The following is a 15,168-nucleotide window of genomic DNA, read 5'->3' on the forward strand; positions in this document are numbered from 1 at the left end:
CAGCAAAGTCATCTTGAGGAAGCCCCATGGATAACGTTATCGCGTTTTTACCCAGCCTGATCGTCATCGGTCTCTGCGCCACCCTGGTCATGGATGCCTGGAGCTGGCTACGCCAGCCCTTGCTGGGAGTCGCCCCACCCAACTACGCCATGGTGGGCCGCTGGTTGCTGCATATGCGCCACGGGCAATTCCGCCACACCGCCATTGCCGCATCGCCCGCCATGCCTGGTGAAAAGGCCGTCGGCTGGCTGGCCCATTATCTGACCGGCCTGGCCTTCGCGGGAATTCTTCTGGGTATAGCAGGACAAAGCTGGATCGAGCAGCCCACCCTGGGGCCGGCCTTGCTGGTGGGTATTGGCACCGTTGCCGCGCCGTTTCTGTTGATGCAGCCGGGCATGGGAGCCGGCATGGCCGCCTCCCGCACGCCGGCCCCCAACGCTGCCCGCCTGCAGAGCCTGCTGACCCATGCGGTATTCGGCCTGGGCCTGTATCTGGGTGGCTGGGTGTCACACGGTTTGCTGAACTGATAGTGAGACCCGGGAGCAACGCTTCGCGATGGTAACCATTGGGGCCTGCGGCCATGTATCCTGTAGACATCTCTGCGCCATGCCGCTTCCGCCCGGGCAGGCCAGGACACATAATCAGGAGCACCATGACCACCTTACTGCTGAATCTGCGCCGGGTTCCCGATGACGAGGCCGACGAAGTGCGCGCCTTGCTGGAACAAAACCAGATCCTGTTCTATGAGACGGCCCCGAGCATGTGGGGGATTTCCTCCGGGGGCATCTGGCTGACCCAGCCTGAAGATCGCGAGCGCGCCAAGGCTTTGCTGGCCGACTATCAGCAGGACCGTGCCCGCCGCCAGCGAGAAGCCTATGAACAAGCACAACGGGAAGGCACAGCGCCGACGCTGGGTGGGCGTTTGCGTGAACAGCCAATGCGCGTGGTGGGATTGTTGGTGGCCGTGCTGGCGCTATTGCTGGTAACGCTGCTGCCGTTCCTCACTCTGGGCTAGGGCGTTGCTTTTCGCCCTTTCTCGCCGTCGTTGTTCAGTGCTTGCGGGCACCCAACACTTTTCGCCACAGCGGACGCGGCTGGGCTTTTCGCGCTTCATCCATGCTCGACAGCATGCTGGTGATAGCATCCGAGACCTGTTCACGCAATTGCCAGAGCACGGCGGGATCGTTTTCCTGGCCTTGCAGGTGCGCCGTGGGAATGGGTTTGCCGATGGAAAAATGGAAAGGCTCCGCCTTGGGCAGCAGGGTGGGACCAATCCCTTTCACCAAGGGCATAAACAAGTCGCCGCCACGCATCAGCGAGTTGACCTTGTCGTTGCCCAGCAACCGTTTGCCGAGCCAGCCGTTGGCAAAATCGTCACCGTCATAAACGATGTCGTAGGCCTCGTCACAGCCCAGTGACGCAAAGGGGATGATGTCGAACCCCTGCTCGATGGCCATATAGACGAACCCGGTACGCTTCTTCCATACCAGCTTGTTGATCTCGTCCCGACGCTTGGCCACCTCCCGGGCGCCGCCCGGAAACACCAGCACATGCTGGCCACTTTCCATCAGCCGGCGACAATTTTCACGGGTACCGGGCACGGCGCCGAAACGGGTCACCAGCTTGCCCCATACCGGCGTCGGGAAATGGAAATGATCGCCCAGGGAACGGGGAAACACGCCCGTCTGCCGATACAACTCGTAGACAAACAGCGGGGAGTCCAGCACGCCCATCAGCGCGTGATTTCCCACAAACAGCCCCGGTCGTTGCGGATCCACATTTTCCGCCCCTTCCAGCGTTGCTGCGAAATAGCGGCGCTGCAGGGCGGTCACCCGGGCCATGGTTCGCAGGGACGGGGGACGGAAATCTTCAATGGGGATCTCAATATCGGACACGATTACCTCAGTGTGTGTTCGCTGGCCGCATCGCCAGGGTGCGCAAGCCTAGCATTATAACGGCGGGTTACCATGGCAGATCCGCCCTTTCCGGCCAGTCAGAACGGGCAATGGTGGCAGAACAGGGGAATCGGGCAGGAAGCTCCGCGGGGGACCCGCAATTACTCGGGGGTAGCCGCTGCCGCCAGCTGCAGCAGATCGCGGGCGTAGGCGTTCACGTCAAAGGGGCGGTCTTCCTGCATGGAATGCGCAATCTGCGCCGCCAGCACATCGGCCATCTTCACCAGGGCATCGTCGCGGTCGACGCCCTGACCAATCAGGTCCATGATCACCAGACCGGCCTCGCGGGGATGACCATCGGCGATCTGGTTTTCCACCGCTTCCACCAGCGCCTGCTGGGCGAAATCGTCTTCTGCCTGCTCAAGTTCTTTCATGGGTTGTCCCAAAAATCCGCCATCATCATTTCGCTTGGCGCCCGTGATAACAGAGCCGGCCCGGGAGAGATTCAACCTGCTATCAGCCACTCCGACAACTTCCTGGCCAGGGTATCCAGGATCGCCTCATGATCCAGCCCGGCCGGCGCCATCAATACCAGATGCAACAAACTGCCTGCCGTGGACGTCGCCATCAGATAGAGCGTGTGCGGGTGAACACTCATCTGATAATGCTGACGGGTCTTCTGTAGCCCGGTTTGCAGCACCTGCTGCAAGTCTTTCTGCAATTGCCGGGTGGCCGGTAACTGGTGCAGATAGGGCACCTGAAACACCAACACCCGTAACAGCTTGCGCTGCCGGCGCATCAGCGAATACAGCGCGCCCAGAAAATGGCGCATGGCCACAGGCAGGTCATTGCGGCTACTGGTCAGGTCCAGGCGGTCATGCAGCAGGGACGTGGTTTCCGCCAGCAGCGCCTCGGACAGGCGCGCCACCACGGCTTCCTTGCCCGGGAAATACTCATACACCGATCCAATGCTGACTCCGGCCACCTGGGCGATGGCATTGGTGCTCAGCCCCGCATACCCATGGCGCTCCAGAATCCGAGCGCAGGCCTCCACCATGGCGGCGACGGAGGCTTTTGACCGCGCCTGCTTTGGCTCTTTTTTTATCGAAAAATCAGTGGCTTGCCAATTTCCTGTGCGCATATCCCCGCCCCCCGCTCCGGTCAGCAAATCCGAGTTTTTCCGAGTATATGCTCAGATTAGAATGACTGCACGATGACCATCACTACAAACCGCGAGTCCCCCATGGCCAACGATATCCAGTTCAGACGCCCCAAAATCGGCCCCTACTTCAGCCGTCTCCGCCACCACTGGGCCTGGAACGCCAGGAGCCTGCTGACCCCCGGACAGGCCCTTCGCGACCGGGTGCAGGGGAAAGTGGTTCTGCTCACCGGTGCCAGTTCCGGCATTGGCGAAGGCGTGGCCGACAAACTGGCTGATGCCGGCGCCACCCTGTTACTGGTGGCCCGTAATGCGGACAAGCTGGAGGCCATTGCCACCGGGATCCGCAAACGGGGCGGCCGGGCGTTTATCTACCCGGGCGATCTCACCGACCTGGATGAGTGCGACCGCATCTGCCAGCAGGCCCTGGCCGACCACGGTCATGTGGATATCCTGATCAATAACGCGGGCCGCTCCATCCGTCGCTCGATCAAATTTACCGTGAACCGTTTCCACGATTACGAGCGCACCATGCAGCTCAATTATTTTGCCGCCTTGCGTCTGGCCATGAACCTGCTGCCCGTCATGGAAGCCCGTGATGAGGGCCATATCATCAATGTGTCCACCGTGGGGGTTCAGGCCAATCCGGCCCGTTTTTCCGCCTATCTGGGTTCCAAGTGGGCACTGGAAGGCTGGACCTGGGTGGCCGCCAATGAATATGCCCATACCAACCTGCGGTTTTCTTCCATCAACTATCCGCTGGTGCGCACGCCCATGATTGCGCCCACCAAAATCTATGATTACCTGCCGGTCATGTCACCGGACACGGCGGTGAACTGGCTGCTGGATGTGGTCATCACCCAGAACAAACGCAAACTGGGCATCTTCGGCAAGGGCGCCCTGGCCATGTATTACCTGTTACCGAAAACCTCCGAGTCCATCGTCAACCTGAGCTACCAGAGCCTGTTTGAAACACCGCCGGCGGATTATGTGTCGCGCAAGGCGCGCGGCGAAAACCGCCACATGGACACCGCAGAGGGTCACAACGACAGCAAGGTGGCACCCTTTCGTGCCAGAGACAGCCAGCACCGGGCCTAGGAATTCACTGACAGGCCCGGCCTGATCCGTGGACACCCCAGCGGGACGGCAGACGGCCTGAGCGCGAATAAAAGCTCAAGGCCGTTACCGCCATCAGAATCAGTGCCATACCGACCCCCTGTGGCGCGGCCAGGCTTTCCTGCAAGATCACCACGCCGAACAACGACGCGGTCACCGGCTCCACCATGGCCACGATGGACGCCACCGCCGGCGGCACATCCCGGAGGCCGATCACATAGATGACAAACGACAATCCGGCCCCCAGCACACCGAGCCCGGCAAACAGCGGCCAATCGGGAGAACGGATCGCTGCCACAATCTGCCCGGCATTGGCCGGCGCCATCAGCAGCATCACCAACACCGCAAAGGCAATGGAGAGAATCGCCTGGGGACTGCCATGGGGCGCGGCATACTTGAATCCGAAAATGAAGACCGCGTAGCTGAGCCCGGCCAGTAAACCGGCAACCACACCCATCATGGTCAGCCCGTCTCCGCCCATGTCGTAGACCCGGGTCAACAGCACGATACCCAGCATCACCACGGCCATGGCGGCCAGTTTCAACCGTGAAGGCTGCTCCAGGCGAAAAACAAACGACACCAGATACACAAACACCGGGGCGCAATACATCAAGGTCGCGGCCACGGCCACACTGCCCCGGGAAATACTGAGAAAATAGAACGCGAAATTACCCGCCACCCCCAGGCCGGCAATGGTGGACCAGAGCCATAGTCGGCGGCTCCTCAGGCCATGGCCGGCGGGTTGCAGAGCCAGCCAGACCAGCACAAACAGCAGTCCGATGGTGCCCCGGTAGAAAGACACCAGCAAGGCGCCCCAGCCTTCGGCCATGAGCACACCACCGAGGCCGCCGGACAGACCCCAGCACAGGGCTGCCACAATCACCAGGGCTGTGCTCACGCGCGCCATTTGCCCTCCTGTCGCCCGGCAACAGGTGACCCGGGCGACCATCAACGCACCAACACGCAAGCCTCATTTGCCATGGGCTCTCAGCAACCACTGAAACGCAGAATATTTCGCGATGCAACCGGCAGGAGACATCGTTAATGGGCAGGGAGAGAGAGAAGGGGAAGAGGCTGACATCAGGGTTACTCCGTGATGCCAGCCGATGATTTAACGGCGGGAAACGTCAGGCGGAGGCGGCCGCTTCCTGCTCCGCCAAAAAGCTGTCGATCTGCAGCAGCAACTCACGGTTGTCGTGATCCCAGGGATGGAAACCCGGGCGGAAGTAGTCCAGGTAGTTGCCAATCTGCTTACGCAGCATGCCGATATCACCGAAGGTGTAGTGGAAAAACTTCTGCCAGCCCTTCCAGTCCGTCAGCTTGCCCTGCTCACGCAGCACTTCCAGGAACACCGGAATCACCAGCCCCCAGAACACCACCGTGGCCAGGCCCAGTCCGAAACAGCGCAGCCCGTAGGCCCCAACCCCTTTGCCCATGACCGCGGTCCAGACATCAAACGCCACGGCCTTGTGCTCGGTTTCTTCCAGGGCGTGCCAGCGCCACAAGGCGGCATAGGCGGGATCAGCGCCATCCACCACCCGAGGATCACTCAACACGCTATCCGCCAGCAGGCCGGTAAAGTGTTCCAGGGCGATGGTGCCACTCAGGGAGACCGGCGCACTGTATTTGTTGAACCTCTTCAGGACACCTTCCACCAGGCGCTCGAACTTCGGCGCCACTGACGACACCGCAAAGAGGGCATCGTTATATTCTTCATGCTCGCGCCCGTGCATGGCTTCCTGGCCGATGAAGGCGGTCACCGCCTTCTTGAGCTCGGGATCGGTAATCTGGTCCCGGTAGGCCCGCACACTGTCGATAAAAAAGCGCTCGCCCACCGGCAGAACGGTGGAAAAGGTATTCAGGAAGGCCGTCAGCACCGGCCCACCGGCAGTGTGCCAGTCGGAAATTCGCCTGGGGTCCAGATTGAATCGCAGGCTCCTGCGCGTCGGTACCAACATGGGCGTTGCCCGGGTGTTATCGGTTACCAGACGTAGCGCTGCAGACAGTTTTTTCATTGTTATCTCCATTGATCATCACGCCCGAGGCATACACACACGGCCCGTGCCCGGGAAAAGAATGGCTCTCATCTAAACATACGCAGGAGCACTTGGCACGATGACAAAACTTGCATCAGAAAGCGCCATTCAGCGGGCTCTTGCGACGTTCCCTTGCCCGGCAGCCGCTTACCCGGCAACGCGTTTTCGGGGTACCCTCTATTGTCCCCGGATACCGTTTACTGCCATGCACCTTCCGCTCCTGCCACTCGCCCTGCTCTCACTTGCCGCCTTGCCCGCTGTGGCCGACGAGCAGGACTGCAGGCTGGACATCCTGCACAGCGCCATCGAGACCACGCACACCTTCAATCTGACTGTCAGCTGCCGGGGTAACTACACACCCCTGACTTACCTCCTCCGAGCCAAACGCCGCGTGAACGGGGTAACGCTTACTGACAGCCAGAGTGGAACCCTGAACATTCATGGAGACAGCAAAACCGTGGGGGACATCCAGATTGATCTGAAGCCCGGCGACCATATCGAACTGGAAGGCAGAATCCTTCAAGCCTGTGAAGTCCTGGGCGAAACACGCCTCGAATTTACCCGCTGATAACAGCGGCTATCCGCCATCGCGACCTGCTACAGCCGTCACACAAACAATACTTACTGACGGAAAACCCCGGTGCTAATCTGTCTGTCGAGCGCAGGGATCCATGCTGATACCGCTGACGCAAACCGCTGAGCAACACCGCCGCGATCCTCGAACGGCACCCACCGCGAATAACAGACAATAAAAGGAAGCCCGCATGGACAACGAGTTCGATTACCTCATCATCGGTGGTGGCTCCGCCGGCTGCGCCCTGGCCGGACGGCTCAGTGAAGACCCGGACACCCGCGTCTGTCTGCTGGAAGCCGGTGGCAAGGGGGACGGTCTGCTGGTCAATGTGCCCTCCGGTGCGGTAGCCATGCTCTCCAGGCCCATCAACAACTGGGTGCTGGAAACGGTTCCGCAAAAAGGCCTCAATGGTCGCCAGGGCTTCCAGCCCCGGGGAAAATGCCTGGGCGGTTCGTCCGCCATCAATGCCATGGTCTATATTCGTGGCCATCGCGAGGACTACGATCACTGGGCGGCCCTGGGCAATGACGGTTGGTCCTACAAGGATGTGCTGCCCTATTTCCGCCTCAATGAACACAACGAACGTATCGATAACGACTACCACGGCACCGACGGTCCGCTCTGGGTCAGCGACAGCCGTACCGGCAACCCGTTCCAGGACTACTTTCTGGACGCTGCACGGGAATGCGATATCCCCATTACCGATGACTTCAACGGCGCCGAGCAGGAAGGCGCCGGGGTCTATCAGGTCACCCAAAAAGACGGCGAACGCTGGAGCAGTGCCCGGGCTTACCTGTTCCCGCATATGGATCGCAGCAACCTGACCGTGGAAACCAACGCCCAGGTTCAGCGCATTGTCTTCGACGGCAAACGTGCCGTGGGTGTGGAATTCAAGCAAGGCAAGCAGCTGCACACCGCCTCGGCCCGCAAGGAAGTGCTGCTGTCCGCCGGGGCCTTTCAGTCCCCGCAACTGCTGATGCTATCCGGGGTGGGCGATAGCGAGGAACTGAAAAAGCACAACATCCCCGTGGTGCATCATCTTCCCGGCGTGGGCAAGAACCTGCAGGATCATCCGGATTTCATTTTCGGCTACACCACCGACAGCCCGGCCACTTTTGGTCTGTCACCGGCGGGCATGTGGCGGGCGCTAATGGCCATGGGTACCTATCGCAAGGAACGGCGCGGGCTGTGGACCTCCAACTTCGCCGAAGCCGGCGCCTTCCTGAAAACCCGGCCGGATCTGTCGGCCCCGGATATTCAACTGCACATGGTCACCGCCCTGGTGGATGATCACGGCCGCAAGATGCACTTCACCCAAGGCTACTCCTGTCATGTCTGTCTGCTACGGCCGCGCAGCCGCGGCAGCGTGCAACTGGCCAGCGCCAACCCGGACGATCTTCCTCTTATCGACCCGGCCTTCCTAAACGATCCTAAGGACCTGGAAGACATGGTGCAAGGCTACAAAATCACGCAGAAAATCATGGAAGCCCCATCACTCAAGCGCTGGATGAAGAAAGACATGTTCACTGAGAACGTGAAAAGCGACGACGACATCCGCGAAGTCATCCGACAGCGTTCCGACACCGTCTACCACCCGGTGGGCTCCTGCAAGATGGGCACCGATGAGCAGGCGGTGGTCGACCCGCAATTGCGCGTTCATGGCATTGAAGGCCTGCGCGTGATCGATGCTTCCATCATGCCCACCTTGATCGGCGGCAACACCAATGCGCCGGCAATGATGATTGCGGAGAAAGCAGTGGATATGATTCGGGGGAAGAGCCGGATCCGCCAGGAATAAAAAAACCTGAGCGCCCCGCCGCCGGGGCGCTCATCCCGCGCCTACATAAATGCTGCAAATGGCTCACGAACACCCCCCCTCTTTCTGTGAAATTTCCCCCAGCCAGAATCGCTCGGGGCTTTCGTCCAACCCCGCCTGTAACGAACGCTGCTGACTGACATCAAAGGGCTAACGGATGACATTGGACATCTCTTATGCGAGCGCCGCTTAGCCTGTTTCTTTTTCTCGTGCCTGCCATGCTAAACGCCGGCAGCATGCCCCTGACATTCAGCAGTGGCGAACAACAAGTCTCACTGATTGAGCTTTATACCTCCGAGGGCTGCAGCAGCTGTCCGCCGGCCGACCGGTTTGTCCGATCCCTGGGAAAACAGGATGGCCTTTTTTCCACGTTTATCCCGCTGGCGTTTCACGTGGATTACTGGGATTACATCGGCTGGGCTGATCCTTATGCCAGCCCGGCCTTCAGTGAGCGACAACGTCGCTACGCTCAGCTTCAAGATGTCAGTCGCGTCTACACACCCGGCTTTTTTATCAACGGCAATGAGTGGCGCGGATTTTTCCAGCGCCATCGAAACTGGCAGGATTCCCTGTCACAGAAAAAGGTGGGCTCTCTATCTGTTACCTACCAGCACCCGACCTTGCAGGCCACATTCAACGGCACCCTTCCCGATGACGCACGCTTGAATACGGCGTGGATCGGCCTCGGCCTGATATCCTCGATACAACGCGGAGAGAATCGGGGCAAAACCTTGCAACACGACTTCGTTGTTTTGCAGTGGCATCACCACCCCATGTCATCTTCCATGATGAAAGTCACACTGCCGTCGCCACCCGACCATGGCCAACAACGCATCGGATTGGTGGCCTGGATCAGCCAGAGCAGCGACCCTCGGCCCGTGCAAGCCGTCGGCGGCCTACTGCCGTCAACAACCACCATCAATTAACGTCCACGGAGCCTCCATGTTTGCCAACACATATCCTTCGGCATGTATTCGTAACATCGCCGCCAGCCTGCTGTGTCTTTCCGCTTCGTTGGCCGCAGCAGCCCCGACCGCCATCAACACGCCGCTTTCCCGGGCTCCACTGGATGACACCAGCCACTTTGGCATCGGCGCCACAACGTCAATCACCGAACGGCCTTTTGTCGGTGTCGATGAACAACACGAAGGGCTCCCCTATTTCTCCCTTCGTTATAAACGCTTCAGCGTGGAAGGGCTTGATGCAGGCCTGGATCTCTTCAAAAAAGACAATAGCGTACTGGGGCTGCTCGTCACGCCACGCTTCTATGAAGTCACCGCAGGCTTTGCGGACAATGGCGAACTTAACGGCATCGATACGACACAGCGCACCGTCTTCGCCGGGTTGTCTTATGACTATCAGCATGCCATGTATCAACTCTCTGCCAACGTGCTGAAAGATATCGGCAATGAGAGCGATGGCCTGGAAGCGAGTGTCACTGTCAGCCGCGGGATCAACTGGGGAGATGTCACCATCGCGCCCTCACTGGGACTGGTTTGGCAAGACGGTCAATTGGTGGAGCATTTTTACGGGGTTGACGACGATGAAACCGCTCCCGGCCGGCCCGTCTATGGCGAACATAGCTCACTGAACTATCAGGCCGCCTTGACCGCTATCTGGACACCGGGAAAACACTGGCATTTTCTTGCTGTGGTAAAAGAGGATTATCTTGGCGAGGGAATTTCCGACAGCCCCATCATTGATGATCGATCACTCACTTCGATCGCCATAGGCGGAATATTTTATTTCTGGTGATACGCCAGCAACGGTCACTGCCTGTAAATAAACCATCCCGCTTCAACGCCCTGAAAAAGAGAGTCGACGCGGGATTGTCTTATCCATGACCGTGGGCAGGTCGAACCCGCTCCATCCGCGCATTCATTTCAGCAGCGTGGCGACTCACTCTCTCCTCAGGCTTTGCCCGGATCAATCAGGATCTTGGCATGCTGCTCCGGATTACCCAACGCGGTAAAGGCGTCATCCACGCCGAACAACCCCACCGTACCGGTAATCATTGGCCCCACATTCACCTTGCCTTCGGCAATCATGTGCAACGCATCGCGAAATTCGATGGGCATGTAGCCCAGGGTAAAACGCAGATCGATTTCCTTGTTGATGGCATTCACCGGGAAGAAGTGGTCCTGTTTCATGCAGACGCCCACCACCACGATGCAGGAGCGTAACGGCGCATCCGCGACGATACTTTCGATCATCCCCGGAATGCCCACGCACTCGAAAATCACCGGCCGCTTCGGGTTAGTCACGCCGGCCACTTCCGCCGCCCGCCACAGGGGCTCCCAGGGCAACGGCGTCATGCGCAGCATGGCCATGCCATCCAGGGCCATATCGAACAGCTGCGGCGCATTCACAATAAAGCCGCGCTTTTCCATACCCTCATAGGGGCTGCCCTGGGACGGGTCCACCACCACATGGGCGCCCATGGCCCTGGCCAGCTTGCGGCGCGTGGGGGAAAGATCACTGGCGACGATATGACGCACCCCCCTGGCCTTGAGCATGGCAATCACCCCGAGACCAATGGGCCCGCACCCAATCACGATGGCCGTGTCACGACGGCCTATCTCGGAGCGGTTCACCGCATGCAGGGACACCGCCATGGGCTCGGTCAGCGCCGCATGGTCATCGGAAATACCGTTGGTGACAGGAAAGGCCAGGGATTCCTCCACCAGCACCCGTTCGGCATAGGCGCCGGGGGCCTGGGTGGACAGGCCAGTCAGATGCGCCATTCCGTTATTGCGCCGCATGGGCATGGCCACAACGCGCTTGCCCGACTTCCAGCGGCGATGGGTCTTCGGGCCGTAGTCCGCGATCTCGCCCACAAACTCGTGCCCCAACACCACATGCTCATGGCTGCGCATGATGTGCGGGTAACCGACCCGCTCGGTGGCCTCCGCCAGTTCATCCGCGTGATGACGGGCATGCAGATCCGACCCGCAGATGCCGCAACGCAACACATTCAAAAGTATCTGTCCCTTTCCCGGTTCCGGCTCGGGCACATCCTGGACCGCAAAGTCACCGTGGTGGCAAACAACCGCTTTCATGGCTTTTCCTTATGGCAGGCTGACTTGATTGGCATGCTCATAGTGTCGCGCAACAGGCACGGGGAAACAGGTCGTATGGAGCCAAATGGGGCCGCCTTCATTGAGGCATCAGCGTGGAAGGTGGCGTAGCGGTAATGGGTCTGCTGTTCAAACCTTTGGCAGTATCAGCATTGCGATAAAAATTATATTTTGCTGTTAATCATTTGCGCTCTACTGCCAGTGTGTGGGTACTGTCAATTAGTGTTTATCGTTTGGCATTCTACTCTGGACGACCCAAGCAGCGGGAACGCATTGACCTAGTCGCCACGTAAAATCCGGCTAATGCCTACTAGCGGCGACGGCGCCCGGTAATCATGGACAAGGGGAGGTTTTCCTTGAGGCGATAGCTTTCATACAACGCCCCCAGGATGTGAAGAACAACCAAACCCAGCAATGTCGTAGCGAAGCCCCAGTGCAGGTCTTTCACCCATTCCACCCCCCAGAAAATGTCGGTTTCTTCCATCATATATCCGGTAGTGACGAGTCCTGCCAGACACGACATCATCAGGATCATCACCACGGCACCAAGTGGCGTATGGCCTAGCCGACGATAACCCTCACCCCGCAGAAGACTGCGCCAGTGTGAAACCAGCAGTGACGGTGTAGGGAAAAAATCAGACCAGCGTGCGGCACCACGGCTCACAAACCCCCAGACAAACCGCAACGCCAACATACCCGCTGCGGTATAACCCAAAGTCACGTGGAGATCGCCACCTTTTTCATTGAAAAAATAGTTGGCGACAAAGACAACAGCAACCGTCCAGTGAAAAATCCGGATCAGCGGATCCCAAACCTGAACAGTAGCCATTTGAATCAGTCCTCAATCTCGGTCTTCAGTGTATCGCCGGTGACCGGATCATAGTAAATCTCGACTTTCTTGCCTTCCTCATTCCAGCCATACAGTTCGTAACAATCGCCATCAGTGATCTTGAACACCTTGACCTTGTAGCCATCGTCAACCAGTTTCTGCTCGAAAGCATCCTTATCCATCCATTTTGTACGATCTTTCTCCTGGCACTCAGGACCCGCAACGGCAGCGGCACTCAGGGCAAGCAATGATGAAACGAGAACGATACGCATAATTTCTTTCCTCTTAAGGGGTTGAAAACAAGGAAACTGTAACGACCGTCATCCAACGGCACGGCCACCAAGTTTGCCATATTTTTTCAGGCAAGCAACAAGCCGCAAAGTTCCCTGGCAGGGCCCATACGGGCCGAAGCATGCCTTCCTTGGCCTGCACTGTGCGACACATTAACAAACCCTTCACAAGGCAACTGGCTGCACAGCCCTAGCTTGATTCGGCATGCGCCGTTTACGAAAGAGGACGGATGTTGATTTATGTGAAGGAGGGGCATTTTAAATGCCCATTGCTGGGTTCTCTTTATTTTTTACTTATTTCTATAGATGTAGCCATCTACTGGCTCGCAATAATTCTCCCTTCACTACGAATAAACATGGTAAATTGTCAGTCTACTGACAACAAACAAACACCCCAATGCGTACAATCTGTCTATGGTTCCTCCTCTCTTCACTGCTGTATTCCGGCTTACTTTCTGCAGATACTGCCTTCACCCGCATTACCCAGGGTCAGTATCTCTATTCGGAAAAACCCACAAGCCAACTCCCTGACGGAGACTGGAAAGACACCACACTGCCATTTGCGGGCTCTTATTCCCAGATTCATGGCACATTCTGGTTTCGCTTTAATCTGGATTCCTTGCCCGATGCTCAGCGTGATAGCTTGCTTGTCAGTAACCATGTCTTTGATATAAGTATCTTTCTGAACGGACACATGGTCGCCGGCACGCAGCGTCTGGATGGCAGGGAATCAACCGGCTGGAACCATCCTTTCTATACCCGACTTCCTGCTGCCTACTGGCTGGACTCCGGCAATCAGCTCATCATTCGTATTCGTAGCGGTGAACCCAACGCCGTTCTGTCTCCACTGATCATCGGCGATCAGACCGTATTGCAAAGTCATTACCAACAATCTGTATTCCAGAAAATTCGTATCGCAGAGTGGAGCATGGTCACCTGCATTGTGATGGGCAGCCTCACCCTGTTCATCTGGTTGCTTCGCCGAAGTGATCGGCTTTACCTTTACTTTTCTCTGCTCTGCTTTAGCTGGTCAGCAGTAATGTTCTATATGGCGGTTCCTTTTGCCCCAATAAATCATGGGACCTGGTTACGCTTCGTCTTCTACTGTGTGGACCTGTCCGGCTTCTTCCTGTTTATGTTTCTTTACCGGCTGATGCAACTAGACAGGCCGCGCTTGAAAATTCTCGCCATCGCTGCCTTGATTCTTTCCGGTATTGTCTTGTTCATCATGCCCATGCGCTTGCACACCCTGGTGATCACCTTTGTTCATGGCATGCACCTGGCTCTGGTGATCTACCTTCTCGTCATCGGAACCCATCTCGCAATCCGCAAACGCAGCAAGGAGTTACTTCTACTGATTCCCGGCTTCCTAGTGATCTCCCTGCTAGTGCTACATGACATCTATGCCTTTCAGGCAGCAGCACAGCAGCCAGGTAGATTACCGGAGGGCACCTTCATGCAATACGGCTTTGCCGTCCTCCTTATCCTGATATTCGCCCATCTGGTTCGGACTTTCGTGCGCGCCCTGAATCACAGTGAAACCCTTAACAGTCAGCTGGAAACCCGCGTGGCGGAAATCTCCGCTTCACTGGAAAAGAGCTATGCAGAAAACCATGCACTTGCCCTCTACAACCATGCACAACAGGAGCGCCAGAAGGTCTACCGAGATCTGCACGATGACGTGGGTGCAAAACTGCTCTCTATCCTCCATTCCCGAGCCGAACATGAAAAATCTTCACTTGCCAGGGAAGCGCTATCGTCGCTTCGGGAAACCGTGAATCAGAGCAGACAGGATATCATTCCACTCAATGAATTAATCGCCAACGCCATCACTGAAAGCGAAAACCGGCTGAGCCACGCCGGCATTCAGTTTCATTACAACGGCCTCGGCGATATACCCGACACCCCTGCAGACCCGACCAAGGCCTACCACCTCAGTCGCATCCTGCGCGAGCTAACATCCAATATCATCAAGCATGCAGACACTGGCACAGCGCACCTTGATTGCAGAATTCATCATGCTAACGACAGCAGCATACTCATCCTGACAATCCGTGATGAAGGTCCGGGGCTATCAGAGGAAATGCAACAACGCGGTATGGGCCTTGCCAACATCCGTCACCGAGCTCAGGAAATTGGCGCCACGGTAGGATGGGAAAGCGACAATAACACAGGATGCCTCTGCCGACTGGAGGTACCTCTGCGCGCGATGACACTGGTAGCGTAAACAGAGGCGCAAGATTTTTCAGTCAGGCACACGCATAAACTTAATTCGGAAGCACCGCCAATTCACAGGAGCCCCTTATCCCATCCTTTCACGCATTTGAAACAGAGAACACGCTTTACTGCGCCAGGGTAAACGGCAGGTTTTATACT

Annotated in this window: 16 protein-coding genes; 8 read left to right on the forward strand and 8 right to left on the reverse strand. The window is 57.7% G+C overall.

Features of this window, described 5'->3' with window-relative positions:
* Positions 1-26: 26 nt before the first annotated feature.
* Complete coding sequence (locus tag C4S63_RS08685) at positions 27-527, forward strand: DUF2938 domain-containing protein (RefSeq protein WP_103917362.1); 501 nt, start codon at positions 27-29, stop codon at positions 525-527.
* A 125-nt stretch (positions 528-652) separates the two neighbouring features.
* Positions 653-1,015: a DUF6164 family protein gene (locus C4S63_RS08690; protein ID WP_103917363.1), complete on the forward strand. Its 363-nt coding sequence runs from the start codon at positions 653-655 to the stop codon at positions 1,013-1,015.
* 34 nt (positions 1,016-1,049) lie between these two features.
* Here C4S63_RS08690 and C4S63_RS08695 read toward each other — a convergent pair whose 3' ends face one another.
* The 3 genes from C4S63_RS08695 to C4S63_RS08705 form a co-directional block, all read right to left on the reverse strand.
* A complete protein-coding gene (locus C4S63_RS08695; protein ID WP_234999974.1) occupies positions 1,050-1,895 on the reverse strand; it encodes a lysophospholipid acyltransferase family protein in 846 nt (281 codons plus the stop codon).
* Between the two features lie 161 nt (positions 1,896-2,056).
* The gene (locus tag C4S63_RS08700) at positions 2,057-2,329 is read right to left on the reverse strand and encodes a hypothetical protein (RefSeq protein WP_103917364.1); all 273 of its coding nucleotides are present in this window, start codon (positions 2,327-2,329) and stop codon (positions 2,057-2,059) included.
* A gap of 71 nt (positions 2,330-2,400) precedes the next feature.
* A complete protein-coding gene (locus C4S63_RS08705; protein ID WP_103917463.1) occupies positions 2,401-3,036 on the reverse strand; it encodes a TetR/AcrR family transcriptional regulator in 636 nt (211 codons plus the stop codon).
* A gap of 72 nt (positions 3,037-3,108) precedes the next feature.
* Here C4S63_RS08705 and C4S63_RS08710 point away from each other — a divergent pair, with 72 nt between their 5' ends.
* The gene (locus C4S63_RS08710) at positions 3,109-4,152 is read left to right on the forward strand and encodes an SDR family NAD(P)-dependent oxidoreductase (protein WP_234999975.1); all 1,044 of its coding nucleotides are present in this window, start codon (positions 3,109-3,111) and stop codon (positions 4,150-4,152) included.
* A gap of 4 nt (positions 4,153-4,156) precedes the next feature.
* Here the strand turns inward: C4S63_RS08710 and C4S63_RS08715 are convergent, their stop codons facing one another.
* Both C4S63_RS08715 and C4S63_RS08720 read right to left on the reverse strand, forming a co-directional pair.
* Positions 4,157-5,077: a DMT family transporter gene (locus tag C4S63_RS08715; protein ID WP_103917365.1), complete on the reverse strand. Its 921-nt coding sequence runs from the start codon at positions 5,075-5,077 to the stop codon at positions 4,157-4,159.
* A 220-nt stretch (positions 5,078-5,297) separates the two neighbouring features.
* Entirely contained in the window at positions 5,298-6,185 is an 888-nt protein-coding gene (locus C4S63_RS08720; protein ID WP_062815523.1) for a metal-dependent hydrolase, read from the reverse strand.
* Between the two features lie 226 nt (positions 6,186-6,411).
* Between C4S63_RS08720 and C4S63_RS08725 the strand changes: the two genes are divergently transcribed.
* From C4S63_RS08725 to C4S63_RS08740, 4 genes are all read left to right on the forward strand, one after another.
* The gene (locus C4S63_RS08725) at positions 6,412-6,774 is read left to right on the forward strand and encodes a hypothetical protein (RefSeq protein WP_063510133.1); all 363 of its coding nucleotides are present in this window, start codon (positions 6,412-6,414) and stop codon (positions 6,772-6,774) included.
* A 196-nt stretch (positions 6,775-6,970) separates the two neighbouring features.
* Positions 6,971-8,578, forward strand: coding sequence for a GMC family oxidoreductase (locus C4S63_RS08730; protein WP_103917366.1), 1,608 nt, complete (start codon positions 6,971-6,973; stop codon positions 8,576-8,578).
* Positions 8,579-8,772: 194 nt separating this feature from the next.
* Positions 8,773-9,522 carry a DUF1223 domain-containing protein gene (locus C4S63_RS08735; protein ID WP_103917367.1) on the forward strand — a complete coding sequence of 250 codons (750 nt, stop codon included), beginning with the start codon at positions 8,773-8,775 and terminating at the stop codon, positions 9,520-9,522.
* Between the two features lie 16 nt (positions 9,523-9,538).
* A complete protein-coding gene (locus tag C4S63_RS08740; protein ID WP_160052744.1) occupies positions 9,539-10,351 on the forward strand; it encodes a MipA/OmpV family protein in 813 nt (270 codons plus the stop codon).
* A gap of 155 nt (positions 10,352-10,506) precedes the next feature.
* Here the strand turns inward: C4S63_RS08740 and C4S63_RS08745 are convergent, their stop codons facing one another.
* The 3 genes from C4S63_RS08745 to C4S63_RS08755 form a co-directional block, all read right to left on the reverse strand.
* A complete protein-coding gene (locus tag C4S63_RS08745) occupies positions 10,507-11,655 on the reverse strand; it encodes a zinc-binding dehydrogenase (RefSeq protein ID WP_103917369.1) in 1,149 nt (382 codons plus the stop codon).
* 328 nt (positions 11,656-11,983) lie between these two features.
* Positions 11,984-12,502, reverse strand: a complete 519-nt coding sequence (locus tag C4S63_RS08750; RefSeq protein WP_062815517.1) for a cytochrome b/b6 domain-containing protein — start codon at positions 12,500-12,502, stop codon at positions 11,984-11,986.
* A 5-nt stretch (positions 12,503-12,507) separates the two neighbouring features.
* Complete coding sequence (locus C4S63_RS08755; protein WP_103917371.1) at positions 12,508-12,774, reverse strand: PepSY domain-containing protein; 267 nt, start codon at positions 12,772-12,774, stop codon at positions 12,508-12,510.
* 415 nt (positions 12,775-13,189) lie between these two features.
* Here C4S63_RS08755 and C4S63_RS08760 point away from each other — a divergent pair, with 415 nt between their 5' ends.
* On the forward strand, positions 13,190-15,019 hold the full coding sequence (locus tag C4S63_RS08760; RefSeq protein ID WP_082810748.1) for an ATP-binding protein: 1,830 nt from the start codon (positions 13,190-13,192) through the stop codon (positions 15,017-15,019).
* Positions 15,020-15,168: the final 149 nt, after the last annotated feature.

The organism is Alcanivorax sp. DSM 26293 (genome assembly GCF_900107995.1).
GTDB lineage: Bacteria > Pseudomonadota > Gammaproteobacteria > Pseudomonadales > Alcanivoracaceae > Alcanivorax.